This window comes from Pseudomonas sp. FH4 (assembly GCF_000510915.2).
Lineage (GTDB): Bacteria > Pseudomonadota > Gammaproteobacteria > Pseudomonadales > Pseudomonadaceae > Aquipseudomonas > Aquipseudomonas brenneri.
Window position 1 is genome coordinate 106,361 of the sequence record NZ_AOHN01000016.1, and the last position, 20,526, is coordinate 126,886.

General features: G+C 60.3%; 22 protein-coding genes and 1 pseudogene. 13 read left to right on the forward strand and 10 right to left on the reverse strand.

The window, feature by feature from the left end:
• Positions 1–91: 91 nt before the first annotated feature.
• Together yejK and H097_RS11715 are read left to right on the forward strand one after the other, a co-directional pair.
• Positions 92–1,096, forward strand: coding sequence for a nucleoid-associated protein YejK (gene yejK, locus H097_RS11710; protein WP_032859975.1), 1,005 nt, complete (start codon positions 92–94; stop codon positions 1,094–1,096).
• The gene (locus tag H097_RS11715) at positions 1,096–1,449 is read left to right on the forward strand and encodes a glutaredoxin family protein (protein WP_032859976.1); all 354 of its coding nucleotides are present in this window, start codon (positions 1,096–1,098) and stop codon (positions 1,447–1,449) included. Before yejK ends, H097_RS11715 begins: the two co-directional genes overlap by 1 nt.
• 205 nt (positions 1,450–1,654) lie before the next feature.
• On the opposite strand, the gene H097_RS11720 is transcribed toward H097_RS11715, so the two are convergent.
• The 4 genes from H097_RS11720 to H097_RS11735 all read right to left on the reverse strand — a co-directional run bounded on the left by H097_RS11720 (position 1,655) and on the right by H097_RS11735 (position 4,188).
• The gene (locus tag H097_RS11720; RefSeq protein WP_032859977.1) at positions 1,655–1,939 is read right to left on the reverse strand and encodes a GIY-YIG nuclease family protein; all 285 of its coding nucleotides are present in this window, start codon (positions 1,937–1,939) and stop codon (positions 1,655–1,657) included.
• 36 nt (positions 1,940–1,975) lie between these two features.
• Entirely contained in the window at positions 1,976–2,446 is a 471-nt protein-coding gene (locus H097_RS11725) for a nuclear transport factor 2 family protein (protein WP_032859978.1), read from the reverse strand.
• A gap of 94 nt (positions 2,447–2,540) precedes the next feature.
• Entirely contained in the window at positions 2,541–3,176 is a 636-nt protein-coding gene (locus tag H097_RS11730) for a response regulator transcription factor (RefSeq protein ID WP_032859979.1), read from the reverse strand.
• Between the two features lie 202 nt (positions 3,177–3,378).
• Positions 3,379–4,188, reverse strand: coding sequence for a response regulator (locus tag H097_RS11735; protein ID WP_032859980.1), 810 nt, complete (start codon positions 4,186–4,188; stop codon positions 3,379–3,381).
• Between the two features lie 413 nt (positions 4,189–4,601).
• Between H097_RS11735 and H097_RS11740 the strand changes: the two genes are divergently transcribed.
• The 8 genes and pseudogenes from H097_RS11740 (at position 4,602) to H097_RS11775 (ending at position 12,331) form a co-directional block, all read left to right on the forward strand.
• On the forward strand, positions 4,602–5,222 hold the full coding sequence (locus H097_RS11740) for a DUF1120 domain-containing protein (protein WP_032859981.1): 621 nt from the start codon (positions 4,602–4,604) through the stop codon (positions 5,220–5,222).
• A 32-nt stretch (positions 5,223–5,254) separates the two neighbouring features.
• Positions 5,255–5,875: a DUF1120 domain-containing protein gene (locus H097_RS11745; protein WP_032859982.1), complete on the forward strand. Its 621-nt coding sequence runs from the start codon at positions 5,255–5,257 to the stop codon at positions 5,873–5,875.
• 38 nt (positions 5,876–5,913) lie between these two features.
• Positions 5,914–6,534, forward strand: a complete 621-nt coding sequence (locus tag H097_RS11750) for a DUF1120 domain-containing protein (RefSeq protein ID WP_032859983.1) — start codon at positions 5,914–5,916, stop codon at positions 6,532–6,534.
• Positions 6,535–6,623: 89 nt separating this feature from the next.
• Positions 6,624–7,246: pseudogene (locus H097_RS11755) on the forward strand (DUF1120 domain-containing protein).
• Positions 7,247–7,279: 33 nt separating this feature from the next.
• A complete protein-coding gene (locus H097_RS11760; protein WP_032859984.1) occupies positions 7,280–7,981 on the forward strand; it encodes a fimbria/pilus chaperone family protein in 702 nt (233 codons plus the stop codon).
• Between the two features lie 95 nt (positions 7,982–8,076).
• A complete protein-coding gene (locus tag H097_RS11765; protein ID WP_241495425.1) occupies positions 8,077–10,509 on the forward strand; it encodes a fimbria/pilus outer membrane usher protein in 2,433 nt (810 codons plus the stop codon).
• 11 nt (positions 10,510–10,520) lie between these two features.
• Positions 10,521–11,663, forward strand: a complete 1,143-nt coding sequence (locus H097_RS11770; RefSeq protein ID WP_082445570.1) for a DUF1120 domain-containing protein — start codon at positions 10,521–10,523, stop codon at positions 11,661–11,663.
• A 17-nt stretch (positions 11,664–11,680) separates the two neighbouring features.
• The gene (locus H097_RS11775; protein ID WP_032859986.1) at positions 11,681–12,331 is read left to right on the forward strand and encodes a DUF1120 domain-containing protein; all 651 of its coding nucleotides are present in this window, start codon (positions 11,681–11,683) and stop codon (positions 12,329–12,331) included.
• On the opposite strand, the gene H097_RS11780 is transcribed toward H097_RS11775, so the two are convergent.
• On the reverse strand, positions 12,328–13,608 hold the full coding sequence (locus H097_RS11780; RefSeq protein ID WP_032859987.1) for a CynX/NimT family MFS transporter: 1,281 nt from the start codon (positions 13,606–13,608) through the stop codon (positions 12,328–12,330). The genes H097_RS11775 and H097_RS11780 overlap by 4 nt on opposite strands.
• A complete protein-coding gene (locus H097_RS11785; protein WP_032859988.1) occupies positions 13,598–14,257 on the reverse strand; it encodes a FadR/GntR family transcriptional regulator in 660 nt (219 codons plus the stop codon). Before H097_RS11785 ends, H097_RS11780 begins: the two co-directional genes overlap by 11 nt.
• Positions 14,258–14,416: 159 nt before the next feature.
• Here H097_RS11785 and H097_RS11790 point away from each other — a divergent pair, with 159 nt between their 5' ends.
• Positions 14,417–14,728, forward strand: coding sequence for a type II toxin-antitoxin system MqsR family toxin (locus tag H097_RS11790; RefSeq protein WP_032859989.1), 312 nt, complete (start codon positions 14,417–14,419; stop codon positions 14,726–14,728).
• Entirely contained in the window at positions 14,725–15,219 is a 495-nt protein-coding gene (locus tag H097_RS11795; RefSeq protein ID WP_032859990.1) for a type II toxin-antitoxin system MqsA family antitoxin, read from the forward strand. Before H097_RS11790 ends, H097_RS11795 begins: the two co-directional genes overlap by 4 nt.
• A gap of 51 nt (positions 15,220–15,270) precedes the next feature.
• Here the strand turns inward: H097_RS11795 and H097_RS11800 are convergent, their stop codons facing one another.
• From H097_RS11800 to H097_RS11815, 4 genes are all read right to left on the reverse strand, one after another.
• Positions 15,271–16,035, reverse strand: a complete 765-nt coding sequence (locus H097_RS11800) for an amino acid ABC transporter ATP-binding protein (RefSeq protein WP_032859991.1) — start codon at positions 16,033–16,035, stop codon at positions 15,271–15,273.
• 11 nt (positions 16,036–16,046) lie between these two features.
• Positions 16,047–17,144, reverse strand: a complete 1,098-nt coding sequence (locus tag H097_RS11805) for an amino acid ABC transporter permease (protein ID WP_032859992.1) — start codon at positions 17,142–17,144, stop codon at positions 16,047–16,049.
• Positions 17,145–17,154: 10 nt separating this feature from the next.
• Positions 17,155–18,336 carry an amino acid ABC transporter permease gene (locus H097_RS11810; RefSeq protein ID WP_032859993.1) on the reverse strand — a complete coding sequence of 394 codons (1,182 nt, stop codon included), beginning with the start codon at positions 18,334–18,336 and terminating at the stop codon, positions 17,155–17,157.
• Between the two features lie 72 nt (positions 18,337–18,408).
• Positions 18,409–19,440 carry an amino acid ABC transporter substrate-binding protein gene (locus tag H097_RS11815; protein ID WP_032859994.1) on the reverse strand — a complete coding sequence of 344 codons (1,032 nt, stop codon included), beginning with the start codon at positions 19,438–19,440 and terminating at the stop codon, positions 18,409–18,411.
• A 344-nt stretch (positions 19,441–19,784) separates the two neighbouring features.
• On the opposite strand from H097_RS11815, the gene H097_RS11820 reads away from it, so the two are divergent.
• The gene (locus H097_RS11820) at positions 19,785–20,441 is read left to right on the forward strand and encodes an alpha/beta fold hydrolase (protein WP_032859995.1); all 657 of its coding nucleotides are present in this window, start codon (positions 19,785–19,787) and stop codon (positions 20,439–20,441) included.
• The last annotated feature ends 85 nt before the right edge of the window (positions 20,442–20,526 follow it).

Consider the following 20,526-nt stretch of genomic DNA (forward strand, 5'->3'; position numbering starts at 1 on the left):
CGCTTCAAACGACGCCGGAACCAGCGGGTGCGGTACACTGGCAACTTTTTCCGGGAGGCCGACCACTCCCGCCCAACCAGCCGAGAAGCCCATGCCGATCCGTCATTGCATCGTCCACCTGATCGACAAAAAACCCGACGGCACGCCCGCAGTTCTCCACGCCCGTGACTCCGAATTGGCCGAGTCCGCCGCCATCGAGAACATGCTCGCCGATCTCAACGAGAGCTATAACGCCAAACAAGGCAAGGCCTGGGGTTTCTTCCATGCCGAGTCCGGCGCGCACCCGTTCAGTGGCTGGTTGAAGGAGTATTTCGACGGCGCCAAGGATTTCACCGCCTTCAGCCGGATCGCGGTGGAACATCTGCAGAAACTGATGGAGGAGTCCAACCTCTCCGTCGGCGGCCACGTGCTGTTTGCCCACTACCAGCAGGGCATGACCGACTACCTGGCCATCGCCCTGCTGCACCACAGCGAGGGCGTGGCCGTGACCGATCAGCTCGACGTGACCCCGTCGCGCCACCTGGACCTGGGCCAATTGCACCTGGCGGCGCGGATCAACGTCTCCGAATGGCAGAACAACAAGCAGTCCAAGCAGTACATTTCCTTTATCAAGGGTAAGAACGGCAAGAAGGTCTCGGAGTACTTCCGCGACTTTATCGGCTGCCAGGAAGGGGTCGATGGGCCGGGCGAGACCCGTACCCTGCTCAAGGCCTTCAGCGACTTCGTCGAGAGCGAAGACCTGCCGGACGAGTCCGCCCGCGAGAAAACCAAGACCCTGGTGGACTACGCCAGCAGCCAGGCCAAGCTCGGCGAACCGATGGGCCTGGAAGAACTTTCGGGCTTGATCGATGAAGATCGGCCAAAGGCCTTCTACGATCACATCCGCAACAAGGATTACGGCCTGTCCCCGGAAATCCCGGCGGATAAGCGCACCCTCAACCAGTTCCGCCGCTTCACCGGGCGCGCCGAAGGCTTGTCCATCAGCTTTGAAGCGCATTTGCTGGGCGACAAGATCGAGTACGACGAGGCTGCCGGCACCCTGATCATCAAGGGCCTGCCGACCCAACTGACCGACCAGCTCAAGCGCCGCAACTGATGCTTGGCGGGGTCCTGAAAAAAGTCCTGCTGGTGTTGCTGGTGGTGGTGGTATTCCAGAACTGGGGCAAGATCCAGCGGGTGTTCAACCCCTCGCAGGTGGTCTCGGAGCAGACCCGGGCGTCAGCGCGGGTGGTGCTTTATGCCACCCAGTGGTGCGGCTACTGCAAGCAGATCCAGCGATTCCTGGATCAGAAGGGCATTCCCTACAAGAGCGTCGATATCGACCAGGATCCCGAAGGCCGCAAGGCCTATCAAGCGCTGGGCGGCGGCGGGATTCCGTTTGTGGATGTGAACGGCACGCTGATTCGCGAATACAACCCCGAGGCCATCCTGTCGGCACTAACCCCGTAGGAGCGAGCTTGTCTCCGGGCGGCGTTCCGACGAAAAACGTACAGGCGACGCAGGTTAACTGTTAGCGCTGCGTTATCGTTGACGTTCTTCGCGAGCAAGCTCGCTCCTACAGTGGGATACCCCAGGCGCGGGAAGTGCCACGGCCGAAGCTCAATACCCGCGCATACCAGGCCGGCGGCCTACCGTTGGGCCTGATGGGAACTGATCAATCAGATTGATAAGCCCGCGCCAGACACTCCTTGGCGCTTTTCCTGAGTTTTTTGATCAGCCGCTCCTGGCGCAGGGCTTCGCCCTTGCTGGCACAGGCTTCGGTGTAGACCAGTGCCACGGCGGGGCTGGACAGGAAAAACCGCGCACCCTTGCCGCTCTGGTGCACAGCAAAGCGGCGTACCGGGTCGTTACTGATCCCGCAATAGAGCGAGCCATTGGCCGCACGCACCAAGTAGACAAACCAAGGCTTGGGAGCGACGGGTTCAGAAGGATTGTTCACAACGGACTCTGGCCAAGCAAAGAAACGCTGATCTTATCAACGACTGGCCTGGAACGCCTTCAACCCTTTTAATGCCTGGCTACGCACCGCATTGCGCACCAACGGCGTCCAGCCCAGCAACAGGCCCTTGGTACCCAGCGCCTGGCGCGACCAACGCCACAGGTCGAAGTGATCGTGGTGCTCGCAGATCTTGCCATCGCGAAACACAAAGCGCGCCTGGATATCGTTGACCACGGTGTTGCCGGTCTGGCTGAACAGGTAGGTGGCCACCCAGTGGGCGTTGCCGGTGGCGTCATCGCTGCGCACGCTGTCGAAGGTCAGGGAAAAGTCCTTGGCCCGGGTGGTGAGCATGCGCCACATGTCACCGGCATCACGTCCACGTAGTTCGCCGAACGCCGGGTCGCTGAACACCACGTCGTCGGTATAGCAGGCGCTCATGGCCTCGGCATCCAGGCGCTTGAAGGCGCTGTAGAACTCGGTAATCAGGGCGTTATGGGCATCGCGCATGGGCAGCATCCAGCAAAGGCTTGGAAAGTCACGATAGTGTGCAAAGACCTGGAGCACCATCGATATTGACGCCCGAAATGCCAAGGGTGTGCCCCTATGGCACCATGCCGCAGCTGCGGGCATAGGCAAATAGATCCACATCGGTGGAAATACATAGCCGGTTCATCGCTGTGCTTTTCTGTTTGCTGATGGTGGAGATGCTGCGATTGACCCGTACGGCGATCTGACTGACCGTCATGCCGCTGGCGAGCATACGCACCACTTCCCGCTCCTTGCCGGACAACTGTGGCTGCTGCGACTGATCCCCCGTGCCAGCCTCCACCAGTTGAACCCGCAGGCATTCGCTGACAAAGGTCTGCCCAGCGCTCACCGCCTTGATCGCCTGGGGCAACTCTTTGGCCGAGGCACTTTTGGCGACAATGGCCTGGGCGCCATGGGCAAAGGAGGCACGCAAGGTGGCGACATTGGCAAACATGGTCACCAGAATCACGGGCAACTTCGGATACTGGCGGCGCAGCAGGCTCAGCAAGCCATAGCCGTCGGCCTGCTGGCCTCCCGGCATAGCGAAATCAGTCACCAGCACATCACAAGAAGTGCTTTCCAGCAGCCGAAGCAATTCATCCGGGCCCTCGGCTTCCCCCACCACTTTGCATCTGCTATTCGCCTCGATCACCACTCTCTGCCCGATACGTACAATGGGATGATCGTCAGCAATAATTACGCGAAGCATTAGGTACCCACGAATGATGGCAATTTGAGTCCGCGCAAAATACCTCCGCCAGCCGCCCTCAACAACCGCCTAAGTCCCGCGCTTTTTTCGCCGAGATCAATGTTTGGTAGTTACCCAACCAAAACCTACAAAATAAAAAGAAAACACCTACATCCAAAGCCTTCAACACAGAACTCCATCCCCCTACAAATCGCCGAGCACATCACAACGAGCCCAGGTAAACGAGGTAGGCCCGCAGGTCCGTCTGGAACGCTTCCAGCTGCGGTTTTGTCAACACAATGCCTTGGGTATGGACATGCTCGATCAGGCGCATCCCGCGCAACTCCAACTCTGCGACGCCGAGAAAGGCCAGACTTCCCACCAGGCGATGCAGGCGTTCGGCAGTCAGCGGCACATTCAGGGTCATGCGGGCGTGATCCAGGGCTGCACTGTCTTCCCGGGCCTCACAAAGCAGACTGGCGAGCATCTGATTCACCACGCGGGCATCACCAAAGCTTTCGATCAGGTCAATACGGCTCGGCCAGAGTGCCGAGACCGGCGCGTGCAGCTTCGCATCGGCCGGGCCGGGCAGCCACAATGCCAATACGCTATGCAGTTGCTCAAGGGACAACGGCTTGAGCAACCAGGCGTCCATACCCGCATCGCGACAGCGTTGGGGATCGTCGTGTACCAGGTTACCCGTCAATGCAATGATCGGCACTCGCGCCAGGTCGTTGGCACACTCACGACGACGGATAGCACGACTCATGCTGTAGCCGTCCATCAGTGGCATCTGGCAATCGCTGATGACCAGATCGAAAGGGCATTCGGCGAGGGCCGCCAGCCCGTGTAGCCCATCGCCAACCAATTGATGGCCCAACCCTAGCTTCTTCAGAAACCACCCCATCAAGGCGCGATAGGCAGAGTGGTCCTCCACCACCAATACCTTCAGATGTTGCCAATGCGGTGGCGGAACGGTCGAGGGTCTCAGTTCACGGGAAAGCACTGCGTTCAACGATACGCCAGTCTCCATGTTCACCTCAGTGTTGCGATCAGTTCTACAGCGCCCGGCTGGCACTGACGCAACGGTCAGAGAGCGCATCACAAACACTCATATGACCGCCATCGCCACCTAAAAATATCGCTATGAACGCCTTGGTGACGATGCAACTACTACGAAAAAACCACTTGTCCTACATGCCAAACAAACTATTCCGACATGGCACAAGCGGTTTTTTATCCGCCCCGCCATTGTCGTAATAGTTGTATTCCCCCAGTCCCCGCCTCTCGATAAATTGCGCCCACCCCAACCAGAGGGAACAGGGATGCCGCACTGCGGCAGACCTGAAACAGATACGCCAAGCCGCCTTGCAACCTGCCCCTGTCCAGGGAAAGGCATTGCCCTGCGCGCTTCAACAGCCGACCTTGCACTGGAACAACCTGAAAATGAACAAATCCCTAACCCTGCTGGGCACTGCCCTGTTGCTCGCCAGCTCTGCATCTGCCTTTGCCGCCAGCTCCGTGGACCTGACGGTAAAGGGCCTGATCACACCCAACGCCTGCACACCAACCCTCTCCGGCGGCGGTGTTGTCGACCATGGAAAGATCGCCTCCAAGGACCTGGTACAGAACAACCCGACATCCCTTCCCAGGTTCACGCTGCAACTGACGATCAATTGCGAAGGCCTCACCGCCATGGCCATCAGGCCCATCGACAACCGTGCCGGAACATCCACCGGCAGCAGCGATTTCGGCCTGGGCCTGATCAATGAGAACAAGAAACTCGGCAGGTTTTATCTGACGCCTCTGAACATGGTGGCTGATGCCGTCGCTGTACAACCCATCGCGTCTAGCGATGGTGGCAGTACCTGGTATGCAGAGAGGCTCTGGGAACTGCAAACCCTGTGGGGTGTGGGTGCCCTGGATGATGCCACGGCGCTGATCCCGGTAAAGGATCTGGTCATGGACCTTGAAGTAGCCACCCAAATCGCTCGCGCGGATCAGTTTGATTTCAGCGAAGAGCAGCCTATCGACGGTTCCGGAACGCTGGAAGTGATGTACCTGTAATGCCAAACCAGAACGCCAGGAGGGCTCACACAATGCACTTTCTTCGCAGCATCCCCTTGGTTGCCTGCCTAGCCGGCGTATCGTCAATCGCAATGGCCGCCAGCAATACCGACCTCACGGTCAAAGGCAGTATCACCCCCAGCGCCTGTGCCCCACTGATCTCCGGAGGAGGCATGGTCGACTTCGGAAAATTGGCGGTCAAAGACCTGAACGCCGAGCAGTACACCTCACTGCCCAACCAATCCATACAATTGAGCGTGCGCTGTGAAGCACCGACGTTTTTCACCCTGACCACCATCGATAACCGCGCAGGCTCCTCCGCCAATCACGACTTCTGGCATGGACTGGGGATGACACCGGAAGGCGAAAAGCTCGGCGGTACCGCCTTTCATCTGTATGCCCCTGTGGCTGATGGCGTCGCTGTACGCACCATCACCTCACAAGACGGCGGCGTGACGTGGCTGCCGACCAGCCTGCTCACCCACACCATGCTGACGGCCGTCGCAATAGGTAACCAACTGGTACCCATCGCGGTACAGAATTTCGACGCCGAGATCCGCCTGTACGCCCATATCGCCCCCGCCGACGACCTGACCCTGACCGATGAAGTCCCCGTCGACGGGCACGCCACGGTCCAGGTCAACTACCTCTAAGCGCCACACATAAACGCTATCAAAAGGAATTCGCCGCCATGAAGCCCCTGTTTACGGCCATCGCCACCGGCCTGATGTTCCTCGGTTCCACCACCGCTTATGCTGCCTCCACCGTGGACCTGACCGTCAAGGGGCTGATCGTGCCCAGCGCCTGCACACCGAACATGAGCAGTGGCGGGATCATCGACCACGGCAAGATCTCCGCAAAAGACCTGCGTCCGGACAATCCCACATTGATCGGTACACACGTCATGACCCTGGTGGTGGTATGCGACGCCCCCATCCAGTTTGCCCTGCACTCCATCGATAACCGTGCCGGTTCATCCATCATGTCTTCCGACTATGGCCTGGGCCTGATCAACGGCACCCAGAAGCTGGGCTGGTTCCAACTGATGCTACGCAACGCCGTTGCCGATGGGGCACAGATGCAAACAATCGCTTCGTCCGATGGCGGCAATACCTGGTACAGCGAAAAGCTCTGGGACGCCGGCTTGTACATGGCGCTGGCCACTCTGGACGATGCCACCCAACCGGCCGCCATCAAGGAACTGGTAACCGAGTTGGTGGTAGACACCTCCATCGCCCGCACCGATGGCCTGGACCTGAGCAACGAGGTCACGCTCGACGGCTCGGCCACCCTTGAAGTGAAGTACCTGTAAGCCTTGGGCGCCCATGCCTGGCTGGAACAGGCAGGCATGGGTATTTTTTCCGTAGCGGCCGTCTGCACCTCGGCCAGTGGCGCCAACCGATGAATACCTACCCTCGCCTCCTGGCGATAGTGCTTTTGCTGAGCAACGTCACTACGGCCTTCGCCGCATCTTTTGTCGAAATCACCGTGACCGGGCGGCTGACGCCGGATGCCTGTCACGTCGAGCTATCAGACGAGGGCATGGTCGATCACGGAAAAATTCCTGCTCATACCCTCAACCCCAATGAGTTCACCATGCTGCCCAGCCGCTTACTGGAACTGAGTGTGCAGTGCTCCAGGCCCATGCTGTTTGCCCTGGTAGGGGTCGACAACCGAGCCGAGTCCTCACTGGGCCCAAGCGTTTACAGCCTGGGCAGAAACATCCACGTGCCTGCCGAGCGCCTGGGGTCAGTGGCGCTGTCTTATCGCAACCCGCTGGGCGACGCGCTCTCCATGCAAGCCCTGGCCTCCAGCGACAACGGTGAAACCTGGGCACCGGCCCCCAATGCCCCCCCAGATCCTACGTCGGCTTTGCTCCCCCCGGTGATCGGCAGCCCGACTTCATCGGCCAGTTAAGCGCCCAACTGCAAATCGACACCGCCATCAACTTTGCCCAATACCTGACCCTGAATCAGGAGGTGCCCCTCGATGGCTCCATCGTGCTGGATTTGCGCTACCTCTGAGCTCTTCATATTTCCCCTATGGAAAACCCCGTCATGACGACAGCATTGTTGAAAACTGTGGCCAGTATCGCGGCCCTGACGCTACTGTTTGGCACGTGTGCACAGGCCGACGGAATGGTTCCGGATACCTCCGTGGTGATCATTTACGAAGCCGATGGCGAAACCGCCGTGTCGGTCACCAACACCGACAGTCAACTCGCCTTGCTGCACGTCACCCTGGAAGACATTCCCGAAGACACCGAACCGTTGTTAGTGGTCACTCCACCGCTATCGCGGGTCGAGGCGTCCAAATCACAACTGGTACGTTTCATCCTGCAAAATCAGCAACCCTTGCTCACCCAGCGCCTCAAGCGGGCAATCTTCGAAGGCATGCCTCAGGGCCGTCCAGCCACTGAAGCCGGGCATGCGCGGGTTGGCGTGACGGTGCGCCAGAACCTGCCGGTGATCATTCATCCCAGGGGCCTGGCCCCCAATCGCACACCGTGGACCGGGCTTGCCTGGTCGCTAAATGACAACACCTTGCAGGTGCGCAATGACAGCCCGTATGTCGTACGCCTGGCCCAGGAACTGCGCCTGCTCCCGGGTGACGGCAAGGCGATGCTGCCGCGCACCTACGTGTTGCCGGGAGAAACCCTGAGTGTGCCAGCCACCGGCGGCCCGGCCAGCAAAGTCCGACTGCAGCCGGCCACGGTGTATGGCTTTGCAGTCGCCGCCTACGAAGCTCCGATTACCTGACCACTAAACATCAGGCGCCCGGCGCCTGCATAACGAAGTGACGGCTCGAAGACCGTCACCAGGGCGCACCAACGCCCATCATTTGAGTGCCCTTCGTGAAAATAGTATTGAGCTACCGTGACGGCAAAGCCGTGCCCGAGATTCCTGCGCGTATCGCCTTGCCCGCGCTGCTGTTGGCATGCGCCCTGTTGCCCGGCAGAGGCTGGGCCGCAGAACGACCAGGCTTTGATGCCACGACCCTGCACCAGCGTGGTATTGATCCACAACTGGCCAGCCTGTTGCTGGACGCACCGCGCTTTACCGCCGGCCGGCATGCCGTCAGCCTGCAGGTCAACGGCCAGCGCCGGGGGCGGCTGGAAGTGGGCTTTGATCAACAGGGTACGCTGTGTTTTGACCGTGCCCTGTTGGACGCTGCCAACCTGTTGGCCCCCAGCGACGACGGCCCCTGTCATGCCTTTCTCGCACAATATCCACAAAGCGTGGTGGAGCCCGACCCGGCCAGTCTCACGGTCTCTCTGGTCGTACCGACCGAGGCCTTGCGGCCATTGCAACAGGACATCTCGGGTTATGAAACCGGCGGCGTTGCCGGCCTGCTCAACTACGATCTCACCGGGTTTTACAATCGCTTTGGCGATGGCGACAGCCGGTTTGGCTCGGCCAATACCGAGGTCGGCTTCAATGCCGGTGACTGGATCGTGCGCAGCCGCCAGGTACAGACCTGGCAGGACAGCCTGTCGCGCAGCACCCATCTGGAGGCTTATGCGCAACGCACCTTTGCCAGCCATCAGGCGGTGCTGCAAGCCGGGCAGATCAATCTCTACAACCCGGTGTTGTCCGGCGCGCAAATCACGGGGGTCCAGGTACTCACCGAACAGGCCCTTCAAGAACAAGGCCAAGGCGCGACCATCAACGGTATCGCCAACAGCCCGGCGCAGGTCGAAGTGCGGCAGAACGGCGCGTTGATTCACTCAACAGTGGTCCCCGCCGGGCCGTTTTCCCTGACAGATGTACGACGCTTGAATTCACGCTCGGACGTCGACGTCACCGTCAGGGAAAGCAGCGGTGACGAGCGGCAGTTCACCGTCCCAGCCGCCATGCTCGGCCTCGGGTTGCCAGCGCCAGGTTATTCAGTGGCCGCGGGACGCGTGCGCAACATCGGTGATACCCAGGGCGACGATCCGTGGGTAGCCAGTGCGGGCTGGACCGGCGCCGTGCACCCGCAACTGTCCCTGGGCAGCGGCGTGCTGGCGTCCAGCGAATACCGCGCGGCGGGGCTGAGCCTGGGCTGGCTGCCGTGGCTGGACAGTCAAGTGCAACTGTCCAGCCAGGTCGCCGATGCGCAGGCACGGGACAAAGCCCGCGGGCTGCAGACCGACCTGTCCTGGTCCCAGCGCCTGAATGATCAATGGTCGTTCAGCGTGGCCAATTCCTGGCGCACACCGGGCTATCGGGAGCTGGAAGAAGCCACCTACGAACCCGAGACTACGCAGCAGCGTCGCTCACGTTATCGCGATCAGCAAAGCGCCACCCTGGGTTGGTCCCATCCCTGGTTGGGCGCCTTCAGCGCCGGGGTTTCGCGCTCCAGCAGCTTTGATGGCGACAGCAGCAGCCGCGGCCTGGTGTCCTGGGGCAGCAGTGTGCGTGGGGTGTCGCTGTCGGCCAGTGCGGAATGGCAAATGGGGGGCCGTCAGCAGCAAGACAATGCGGCGTACCTGAATATCAGCCTGCCCCTGGGCGAGAACCGTCGGGTACGCAGTTGGGTGCGCAACTCGGGCGGCGAGCACCGCACCGGCCTCGGTTTGAACGAGCAGATCGACGATCAACTGAGTTACCGCGTCAGCGCCGAACACGACAGCCGCGACCAGCAGGTAGAAACCACCCTCGGCCTCTCGGCCCTGCCCCGCTACAGCCAGCTCGACTTCAGCTACAGCCGCTCCGATGCCGAACGTTCAAGTTATCAAGGCAGTGCCCGTGGCGGTGTGGTGGTGCATGGCGGTGGCGTAACGCTGTCGCCCTATCCGGTGCGTGACACCTTCGCCCTGGTCGCGGTCGGCGATATGCAGGGCATCAAGCTGAGCACCCCCAGCGGTCCGGTATGGACCGACTGGCAAGGCCAGGCCGTGGTGCCACAGTTGAGCGCTTATGGCCGCAGCCCGGTGGAAGTGCAGACCCGCTCGCTGCCGCGTAACGCTGATATCAACAACGGCCTGGCGATGATCGCTGCCGGGCGCGGCGCCGTGGATCGGGTCGACTTCGGCGTGACCCTGACACGCAGGGCATTGCTCTACGTGCGCAACGAACAGGGCACGCCACTGCCACGTGGGGCGTCCGTCACCACCGCTAGCGGTGAGTTCGTGACCCTGGTTCAAGACGGCGGCCAGGTGTTCCTGCCCAATGTGCTTGAGCAACCGCAACTGTGGGTCAGTGCACCTGGAATGGCGCGTTGTGCCTTGTGGTTCGAGTTGCCGGAAAAAAGCGACCCGCGGGTGTATTTCGAAACCGCACCTGCCCGATGTGATCAGTCATGAGGACAATCACCATGGATATAATTTCTGCCCTGCCACGTCTGGCCGTGACGCTGATGCTGGTGATATTCACCAGCAACGCCGTCGCCGAGGACGAATGCCAGTTGAACATCAGCGAAGCACTGCTGGACTTCGGTCTGATGAGCCGTATTGCCCAACGTGACAGCGCGTCTGAACGCCCCCTGGGTGAGCGGCGCATGAGCCTGAACTTCAGCTGTCCACAACCTGCCGATATGAGTCTGTTTTATAGAGCCCTGGCAGCCAATACCCAGCGCCTGCAGTTCACCGAGCATGGCAGTTACGCGATCCAGGCCAGCGACGCAGTACTGGACGGCAACGCTGTGGAGCTTGGCTTGGTCCCAGCACTCGGCCAACCGCCGGTGGCTCGCGGCACTCTGCTGAACTGGCGCACGAACCACGGCATCGCGCCGGTCAAGGGCGATACGGTACTCAGCGGCCAGCACTTTTCCGTGCAATTGACCTTCAGTGCCTTTGCCGATATCGCTGCCACACGGGTCAAGGACACCACCACCTGGGAAGTACCAGGGACAATCTATAGCCGCCAGAGCGGTCGCTACCGGGAACTGACCCTGCGCGCCCACTTTGCACCCGCCGCGTGCATGCCGCAGCTGTCCAATGGTGGCCTGGTCGATTACGGCACCTTGTTGGCCAAGGACCTGAGCAGCACCAACGAAAACCCACTGCCCACCCGTACCCTGCAATTTTCTGTCAGTTGCGATGCGCCCACGCCCTTCGCCCTGCTGATGCACGACAACCGCTTCGGTACAGCGACCGGCGGCACCGATGAAACCGCCTATGGCCTGGACCTGGACAACAGCCGGAACAAGATCGGCCGCTACTACCTGAACATCGACCCCGCGGATTTCACCGCCGATGCCTACGGCACGCTCTACCGTACGGACTCCACCAGCAGCGGCCAGGCCTGGAGCAGCTCCAGTGCACGACAGATTCCTATCGCCGCCAACAGCCTCATGGGATTTACCAACAGCGCCGGCAATACCCTTGGCCCGATCGCGTTGCAAAACCTGGCCGGTACCGTCCGTATCAAGGCCTACCTGGCCCCCACCCAGTCCCTGGATCTACGCACGGTGGTACGCATCAACGGCTCGGGCACCCTGGAAATCATCTACCTCTAGCCTCTGGAATCCACCCCATGAAAAAGTACTGCCTGGTTTTTTCGTCCCTGTTGCTACTGCCCTCGGCCCAACATGCACTGGCGGCGTCGACCGTGGACCTGACCGTCAAGGGCCGGATCACGCCCATCGCCTGTACGCCGCGGCTGTCCAGTGGCGGCCTGATTGACTACGGCAAGATCTCCCAACAGGACCTGAACGTCGACCGGGGCACACGACTGCCGATCAAATACCTGCAAGTCAGCATTGCCTGCAATGCCCCGAGTCGTTTTGCCCTGCGCATGCGCGACAACCGTGATGGCACGGCCACGGTCAACAGTGAGATTTACTACGGCCTGGGGCTGGACCACAGCGGCAATCGACTCGGCCTTTACTCCATGAGTTTTGACCCGCGCCACACCCAGGTGGACAGCACCACTACGGTCTACGGCACCGAGTCCACCACGGGCGGGGTGGCCTGGCGCACATCCAACCTCAACCCCATCGATATCGGTGCCAACAGTTACCTGGGTTTCACCGACACCCAAGGCAGCGTTGCCGGGCCTTCGGCGATCCAGGAGTTGATCAGCACGGTCAACGTCGCGGCGGTGATCAATGCCAGGCAGAACCTGGACCTGAGCACCGACACCCTGCTCGACGGCTCGGCGACCCTGGAAGTGGTGTATCTCTAGAGCTTCTCGCTGCTGACCTGCACATACAGCGCACGCCCGGCGCCTAACCCCGCGACGATTGCACCCAGGCCGATCACCGCAAAAATCCAGCCGATGGCCGTCCAGCCGCCGGTCCAGTCATGCACCAGGCCCACCGCGAGCGGGCCAAGGGACGCTAAGGTATAGCCGAAGCCTTGGGCCATGCTCGACAGGTTCGCGGCCACATGGGCATCGCGTGAGCGCAGGACGATCAAGGTCAGCGCCAGGCTGAAGGTGCCGCCCTGCCCCAGGCCGAGCAAAATCGCCCAGCCCCATAAACCGTCCAGTGGGGCATACAAGCAACCGAACAAACCACCGAGGGTCAACAGCATCACCACCACGATGGCCAGACGCTGGTCCTTGCCACGCGTGGCCAACCACGGCGCCGCCAGGGAGCTGGCCAACTGCACAATGACCGAGCCAGACAACACCAGCCCGGCCTGGGTAGCGGTCAAGCCTCGACCGATGAGGATCGATGGCAACCAACCGAAAACGATATAGGCCAGGGACGATTGCAGGCCCATGTACAAGGTCACCTGCCAGGCCAGCGGATCGCGCAGCAAGCCTTTGACCCGGTAGGCCACCTGGTGGGCCCCGTGTTTCTGGCCCACTTGCGGCAACCAGAACAGCGCCGCCACCAGCGCTGGCAGAACCCAGAAGCCCAGGCCGATGTTCCAGCTGTCGCCGAAGAAGTGACTCAACGGCACCGTGGCCCCTGCCGCCAGCGCCGCCCCCAGGCACAGGGCCATGGTGTAGACACCGGTCATGGTGCCGGCTTGCCTGGCGAAATCACGCTTGACGATACCGGGCAGCAACACCCCGATAATGCCGATACTGGCCCCGGCCAGCAGGCTGCCGGCGAACAGCCCGACCTCACCGAACGAACTGCGCAAAATGATCCCGGCCGCCAGGGTCAGCAAGATGCCCAGCACCACTCGCTCGGCACCAAAGCGCCGGGCGAGGATCGGCGCCAGGGGCGCAAACAGGCCCAGGCACAGCACCGGCAAGGTGGTCAGCAGGCCAGCCTGGGCCGCCGACAAGCCCAGGCTGCTGGACACTTCGCTGAGCAACGGTGCCATGCTCGACAACGCCGGGCGCAGGTTCAGCGCCACCAGGATCAGGCCCAGCAGCAACAGCCACGGGCGATGCACCAACGGCGGGCTGTGCTGGACCATCTCGTCGTCGGCCTCGGCGTCGATCAGCAATTCTTCAAGGGTGTTTTCTGGGCGTGACATGGCGCTCTCAGGGTCAAGGTTCATTGATCAACTGCCGGGACAATGCCTTGGCGCGCTCCGGGTCCTGTTGCTCCACGGCCTCAAGCAGCTCGACATGCAGGTCGAACACCGCCTGGCGGCGTGGCTTGATGTTCAGGGTCTGGCGCAACTGGGCGCCGACGATGCTGGAAAAGTATTGGTACAACTCGCTCAAGGCCGGGTTGTGAGCGGCATCCACCAAGCGCTTGTGGAACACCAGGTCGCAGCGAATGTAGTGCTCCAGATCACCATGGTAGTGCTCGCCGCTGGCGTCTAACGCTTCGCGCAACCGTCGTAAATCTTCTGGGGTTCGGCGCAAAGCGGCCAGGCCAATGGCCTCGACTTCGAGAATCTGCCGCGTCTCCTGGGCCTGGAACAGGGTGCAATGAGACATGGCGTTCATTACCCCCAAGGGGTCGGTCATCGAGCGCAGGTAACTGCCATCGCCCTGGCGGATCTCGATCAACCCCGAGAACGCCAGCACCCGCATGGCCTCGCGCACGGTGTTGCGGCTGATGCCCAGCTCGGCAGACAGCTCGGGCTCGGTGGGCAGGCGTTCGCCAATCGCCCACTTGCCTTGGGTGATGCGCTGGCGCAGTTGGTCCAGGGCCTGGTCGACCAGGGAACGTTTGATCAGCGGAGCGATGTCTGTCATCGGATTTTCGCTTTCGTCCAATCATAGGATGAATTTTCGTACAGCCTATTCGGAGTTGCCCACAGAAGCAACGCACTAGGGTTTTCAGGCGAGTAAAGGAGCGGAATTTTCGATTAGTAAAATTACCCTTAAAGGGTAATTATTGGAGTCAGGTGTCTTATGGAAAAGTACACACCTCATTACGATTTGGCGGTGATAAAGGCTGATTTCAGGCGGCTTGGGAAGAAAGCGTTTACCCGGGCAGCACAAGAGTGCGGTGAGGAGCTCGGCTTCAGCATCGAGGAAATGCAGGGCGTCATCTATGAGTTACAAAACTGGAGGTTGTACAAGTCGATGACCACTTATGGAGACCATAGAGTCTGGCAGGACGTGTATCACACTTACTCAAAAGATAGGGAGATTTACATCAAGGTCACTTACCGCACAGACGGAAGACCTCCAGTAGTCTCCTTCAAGGAGAAAAACCCATGAAAAAAACTGAGCTGTGCTACATCTGCGGCGCCCCCGATGCATTGAGTTATTTCGAGGGCCGCAGCGAAACCATCAGCGTCAAAGGCATGGAGCGACGGGTCGACAACCTTTCAGGCTGGGAATGCGAGGTCTGCGGCGACGGTTTCTGGGATCCTGACAACGACAGCGCAGATCGCTACGCAGAGGCAAAAGATGAACTGACCCTCGCCGCCCGGCAAATGATCGGCGCCGAGATGAAACGCACCCGCCGCAAACTGCACCTTACACAAAAGGAAGCGGTGCAATTGCTGTCCGGGGGCGGTCACAACGCGTTCTCCCGGTACGAGCGCGGCGAGCTTCTGGCGCCCAAACCCTTGGTGCTGTTGATGCGCTTACTGGATCGTCACCCACACTTGCTGGCAGACGCAAAAACCCTGGCGGACGGCGCTGATATGCGCGGTGCATTCACCTACACGGTGAACAACGACGCTGAAGCACTCAAAACGTCCTAGCCCAAAAAAATAAACCCGGCGCCAGGCCGGGTTTATGCTTTCAAACATCGATCAATGCAAAATCTGGCTCAAGAACAACTTCGTCCGCTCATTCTGCGGGTTGTCGAAGAAGTCATTCGGCGCCGCCTGTTCCACGATCTCGCCCTTGTCCATGAAGATCACCCGGTTGGCCACGGTCCGTGCAAACCCCATCTCGTGGGTCACGCAGAGCATGGTCATGCCGTCTTCGGCCAGGCCGATCATGGTGTCCAGCACCTCCTTGACCATCTCCGGGTCGAGGGCCGAGGTCGGCTCGTCGAACAGCATGATCTTGGGTTTCATGCACAACGCCCGGGCAATCGCCACGCGCTGTTGCTGACCACCGGACAACTGCCCCGGAAACTTGTGGGCCTGCTCCGGGATGCGCACGCGCTCCAGGTAGTGCATGGCGATTTCCTCGGCCTTGCGCTTGGGCATCTTGCGCACCCACATCGGCGCCAGCGTGCAGTTCTGCAGGATGGTCAGGTGCGGGAACAGGTTGAAGTGCTGGAACACCATGCCCACTTCACGGCGCACGGTTTCGATCTGCTTGAGGTCGTTGGTCAGTTCCACGCCATCGACCACGATGCGGCCCTGCTGGTGTTCTTCCAGGCGATTGAGGCAGCGGATGGTAGTGGACTTGCCCGAGCCCGACGGGCCGCACAGGACGATACGCTCGCCCTGCTTGACGTTGAGGTTGATGTCTTTCAACACGTGGAACTGGCCGTACCACTTGTTCACGCCCTGCATCTGGATAATGCCTTCAGGGCTCACAGGCTGTTTGATTGCTTCGCTCATCAAAAGAACTCCTAACGCTTGTGGCCAGTGTCGAGCTTGCGTTCCAAATGAATGGAGTAGCGCGACATACCAAAACAGAAAATCCAGAACACCAGGGCCGCAAATACATAGCCTTCAGTGGCCATGCCCAGCCATTTGGGATCGGCAGCGGCTTGCTTGACGCTGTTGAGCAGGTCGAACAGGCCGATGATGATCACCAGGCTCGTATCCTTGAACAGCGCGATAAAGGTGTTGACGATGCCCGGTATCACCAGCTTCAAGGCTTGCGGCAGAATCACCAGGCCCATGCTGCGCCAGTAGCCCAGGCCCATCGCTGCGGCCGCTTCGTACTGCCCCTTGGGAATCGCCTGCAAGCCACCGCGCACCACTTCTGCCACGTAGGCCGACTGGAACAGGATCACCCCGATCAACGCGCGCAACAGCTTGTCGAAGCTCATGCCTTCAGGCAGGAACAGCGGCAGCATCACCGAGGCCATGAACAGCACGGTGATCAACGGTACGCCGCGCCAGAACTCGATGAAGGTCACACAGATCACACGAATCGCCGGCATATTCGAGCGCCGCCCCAACGCCAGCATGATGCCCAGCGGCAAGGCGCCGGCGATGCCGACAGTGGCGATCACCAGGGTCAGCATCAGCCCGCCCCATTGGCTGGTCGCCACGTTGGTCAGGCCGAAGACGCCGCCATGCAACAGGAAGAAAGCCACGATCGGGTACACCACCAGAAAGCCCAGGCCGTAGACCGCCTTGCGCTGCAAGCGCGAGATGAACAACGGCGCCGCGCCGACAATGGCCAGCCACACGGTCAGGTCCACGCGCCAGCGCAAGTCGCTGGGATAGTAGCCGTACATGAACTGCCCGAAACGCTGTTGGATAAATACCCAGCAGGCACCCTCCTTGGTGCAGTCGGCGCGGGTAGTCCCCACCCAGTTCGCGTCGAGGATCGCCCACTGCAGAATCGGCGGTACAACCAGGTACACCAGGTAGAACGCGAGCAAGGTCAGCAGGGTGTTGAGCCAGCTGGAGAACAGGTTGGCGCGCACCCATGCCATCGGGCCGAAGACCTTGCCCGGCGGCGGCATATCAGGTTTGAAAGTATGCGTACTCATGGGTGTTTCCTCACCGCTCGATCAGCGCAATGCGCTTGTTGTACCAGTTCATCAGCAGGGAAATGCTGATACTGATCGCCAGGTACACACTCATGGTGATGGCAATGACCTCGATGGCCTGGCCGGTCTGGTTGAGCACCGTGCCGGCAAACAGCGAAACCATTTCCGGATAACCAATACCGGCGGCCAACGACGAGTTTTTCGCCAGGTTAAGGTATTGGCTGGTCAGCGGCGGGATGATCACCCGCAGGGCTTGCGGGATGATCACCTTGCGCAGCGTGGGGCCTGGGCGCATGCCAAGGGAGTGCGCAGCTTCGGTCTGGCCGTGGCTCACAGACTGGATACCCGAGCGCACGATCTCGGCAATAAACGCAGCCGTGTAGACGGTCAGCGCCAGGGTCAGCGCCAGCAGTTCCGGGATCAATACCCAGCCGCCGACAAAGTTGAAGCCCGCAAGCCTGGGCATTTCCCAGTGCAACGGTGCGCCGAAGACCAAGGTACACAACGCCGGAATCACGATGAGCAGCGCCAGGCCCGCCCAGAACTTATGAAACGGTACACCGGTGGCCTCAAAGCGCTTGTTGGCCCAACGCGTCATCAACACGACCGCCACGATAGCGACGACGACACTGGCGACAAACGGCCAGAAACCTTCAGACGCCAGTGCGGCCGGCATATTCAGGCCCCGCGAGCTCATGAAGAAGGTATCGCCAACGTTATGGCTGTTGCGCGGCAACGGCATGGTCAGGAACACCGCGAAATACCAGAACAGGATCTGTAGCAGCGGCGGAATGTTGCGGAACACTTCCACATACACCGTCGCCAGCTTGTTGATCATCCAGTTGGGTGACAGGCGCGCCACGCCGATGATGAAGCCGAGCAGGGTCGCCAGGACGACACCGATCACGGACACCAGCAAGGTATTGAGCAAGCCGATCACAAACACCCGGGCATAGCTGTCCGATTCGGTGTAGTCGATCAGGTGTTGCGCGATGCCGAAGCCGGCACTGCGCTCAAGAAAGTCGAAACCGGAGGTAATACCCCGGTGTTGCATGTTGGTCTGGGTGTTATGAAACAAGTACCAGCCCAGCGAGACCACCGCCACGATGGTGATGATCTGGAATAGCCACGCGCGCACTTTGGGATCGCTGAAGCTGAGCTTCTGCTTGGGTGCGCCGATTTGAGTTTGCATGAAGTGCCCCGCAAAAAATGGAACAGAACATCACCCGGCGGTTGGCCCACCGGGTGATAGAACCATCAGCGATCAGCGCACTGGGGGTGCGTATTGAATGCCGCCGTTATTCCACAGCGCATTCAGGCCACGGTCGATTTCCAGCGGGGTGCTCTTGCCCAGGTTGCGCTCGAACACTTCGCCGTAGTTACCGACCTGCTTGACGATCTGTACGACCCAGTCTTTCTTCACTTTCAGGTCTTTGCCGTATTCGCCATCAGCGCCCAGCAGGCGGGCGACATCCGGGTTCTTGGTGGCCTTGGCTTCAGCCTCGACGTTTTTCGAAGTGATACCGGCTTCTTCAGCGTTGAGCATGGCGTAGCCCACCCAGCGCACGATGGCCAGCCACTCGTCATCGCCATTACGCACGACCGGGCCCAGGGGCTCCTTGGAAATGGTTTCCGGCAGCACCACGTACTCCTTCGGCGCGGCCAGCTTGCTGCGCTGGGCGAACAGTTGGGACTTGTCGGAGGTCAGTACGTCGCAACGCCCGGACTCCAGCGACTTGGCGCTTTCATCGGAGGTATCGAAGGTGATCGGGGTGTACTTGAGGTTGTTGCCACGGAAGTAGTCGGAAACGTTCAGCTCGGTGGTAGTACCGGCCTGGATGCAGATGGTTGCACCGTCCAGTTCCTTGGCACTTTTCACGCCCAGCTTGTTGTTGACCAAAAAGCCAATGCCGTCGTAGTACGTGATAAACCCGGGGAATTTCAGGCCCATGCCCGCATCACGAGAACTGGTCATGGTGGTGTTGCGCGACAGGATGTCGACTTCGCCAGACTGCAGCGCGGTGAAACGCTCCTTGGCGTTCAACTGGCTGAACTTGACCTTGGTCGCATCGCCGAAAACAGCGGCGGCCACGGCGCGGCAGTAGTCAGCGTCGATCCCGAGGATCTTGCCGCTGGCATCCGGCACCGAGAAACCCGGCAGGCCGTCGCTGACACCACATTGCACAAAGCCTTTCTTCTGCACCGCATCCAAAGTGGCGCCGGCCTGGGCCAGGCCACTGATACCCAATACGGTCGCCGCAGTCGCGATGGCCAGGGTGGACTTCAATACCTTCATTCAAACCTCCAGTTGCTCTTGTTGTGTCGAAGCGCCAACCTCTGCGCACCCTTATGAGGCGATATCGACCCGTGTTGGCTTTTTTTAGGGTCAAGCGGCAAGAGGCTGGTGCTGTCATTCCAGCGGTATCCCACAGGCGGCAGTCACTGATAGTGTTACCGTCCTCGGAAAGTTCTGACATCGACCTACGCATAGCAAGCGCCGTACCAGAGTGGCAGCTGAGCCGTTTCAGCCCATGAACCATCGCAAAACAGTCAACCATGCGACATCTTGTTAACTGAATCACCTTTTTCGCACCACCCCAACGCCCCCCATCGGCGCGCACGCACATATATGGAGCAAACATGACCGAACCCTTGATTCTTCAGCCCGCCAAGCCCGCAGACGCCTGCGTAATCTGGTTGCATGGCCTGGGTGCCGATCGCTACGACTTCTTGCCGGTGGCCGAGGCGCTGCAAGAAACCTTGCTGTCCACCCGCTTTGTTTTGCCCCAGGCACCGAGCCGTGCGGTGACCATTAATGGTGGCTACGAGATGCCCAGCTGGTACGACATATTGGCCATGAGCCCAGCACGGGCCATCAGCCGAGAACAGTTGGATGAGTCGGCCGAAATGGTCATTGATTTGATCGGGCAGCAAAAAGCCAGCGGAATAGACGCATCGCGAATTTTCCTCGCCGGCTTTTCCCAGGGTGGCGCCGTGGTCCTACACGCCGCGTTTGTGAAATGGCAGGGTGCCCTCGGTGGCGTGCTTGCCCTCTCCACTTATGCGCCAACCTTCAGCGACGAGCTCGAACTGTCGGCGAGCCAGCAGCGAATTCCGGCGCTGTGCCTGCATGGCCAGTACGATGAAGTGGTGCAGAACGCCATGGGCCGCAGTGCCTACGAGCATTTGAAACTGCGTGGTGTCACCGTGACATGGCAGGAATACCCAATGGGTCACGAAGTGTTACCCGAGGAAATCCGCGATATCGGCACTTGGCTGGCCGGCCGCCTGGGTTGAAAACCAGGCATTGTGTAGCCGCATGACCAACACACTACGCCGCGCCCGATTCTTGCATTACACTGGCCGGCGTACATTCCTTAAC

What these genes read in the sequence shown, in the direction of transcription:
- H097_RS11775 (WP_032859986.1), top strand. Translation starts at nt 11,681, where the DNA reads ATGAAAAAGTACTGCCTGGTTTTTTCGTCCCTGTTGCTACTGCCCTCG.
- H097_RS11810 (WP_032859993.1), bottom strand. Translation starts at nt 18,336, where the DNA reads ATGCAAACTCAAATCGGCGCACCCAAGCAGAAGCTCAGCTTCAGCGAT.
- H097_RS11725 (WP_032859978.1), bottom strand. Translation starts at nt 2,446, where the DNA reads ATGCGCGATGCCCATAACGCCCTGATTACCGAGTTCTACAGCGCCTTC.
- H097_RS11790 (WP_032859989.1), top strand. Translation starts at nt 14,417, where the DNA reads ATGGAAAAGTACACACCTCATTACGATTTGGCGGTGATAAAGGCTGAT.
- H097_RS11770 (WP_082445570.1), top strand. Translation starts at nt 10,521, where the DNA reads ATGGATATAATTTCTGCCCTGCCACGTCTGGCCGTGACGCTGATGCTG.
- H097_RS11785 (WP_032859988.1), bottom strand. Translation starts at nt 14,257, where the DNA reads ATGACAGACATCGCTCCGCTGATCAAACGTTCCCTGGTCGACCAGGCC.
- H097_RS11750 (WP_032859983.1), top strand. Translation starts at nt 5,914, where the DNA reads ATGAAGCCCCTGTTTACGGCCATCGCCACCGGCCTGATGTTCCTCGGT.
- H097_RS11760 (WP_032859984.1), top strand. Translation starts at nt 7,280, where the DNA reads ATGACGACAGCATTGTTGAAAACTGTGGCCAGTATCGCGGCCCTGACG.
- H097_RS11735 (WP_032859980.1), bottom strand. Translation starts at nt 4,188, where the DNA reads ATGGAGACTGGCGTATCGTTGAACGCAGTGCTTTCCCGTGAACTGAGA.
- yejK (WP_032859975.1), top strand. Translation starts at nt 92, where the DNA reads ATGCCGATCCGTCATTGCATCGTCCACCTGATCGACAAAAAACCCGAC.
- H097_RS11815 (WP_032859994.1), bottom strand. Translation starts at nt 19,440, where the DNA reads ATGAAGGTATTGAAGTCCACCCTGGCCATCGCGACTGCGGCGACCGTA.
- H097_RS11730 (WP_032859979.1), bottom strand. Translation starts at nt 3,176, where the DNA reads ATGCTTCGCGTAATTATTGCTGACGATCATCCCATTGTACGTATCGGG.
- H097_RS11780 (WP_032859987.1), bottom strand. Translation starts at nt 13,608, where the DNA reads ATGAACCTTGACCCTGAGAGCGCCATGTCACGCCCAGAAAACACCCTT.
- H097_RS11820 (WP_032859995.1), top strand. Translation starts at nt 19,785, where the DNA reads ATGACCGAACCCTTGATTCTTCAGCCCGCCAAGCCCGCAGACGCCTGC.
- H097_RS11795 (WP_032859990.1), top strand. Translation starts at nt 14,725, where the DNA reads ATGAAAAAAACTGAGCTGTGCTACATCTGCGGCGCCCCCGATGCATTG.
- H097_RS11715 (WP_032859976.1), top strand. Translation starts at nt 1,096, where the DNA reads ATGCTTGGCGGGGTCCTGAAAAAAGTCCTGCTGGTGTTGCTGGTGGTG.
- H097_RS11740 (WP_032859981.1), top strand. Translation starts at nt 4,602, where the DNA reads ATGAACAAATCCCTAACCCTGCTGGGCACTGCCCTGTTGCTCGCCAGC.
- H097_RS11800 (WP_032859991.1), bottom strand. Translation starts at nt 16,035, where the DNA reads ATGAGCGAAGCAATCAAACAGCCTGTGAGCCCTGAAGGCATTATCCAG.
- H097_RS11805 (WP_032859992.1), bottom strand. Translation starts at nt 17,144, where the DNA reads ATGAGTACGCATACTTTCAAACCTGATATGCCGCCGCCGGGCAAGGTC.
- H097_RS11745 (WP_032859982.1), top strand. Translation starts at nt 5,255, where the DNA reads ATGCACTTTCTTCGCAGCATCCCCTTGGTTGCCTGCCTAGCCGGCGTA.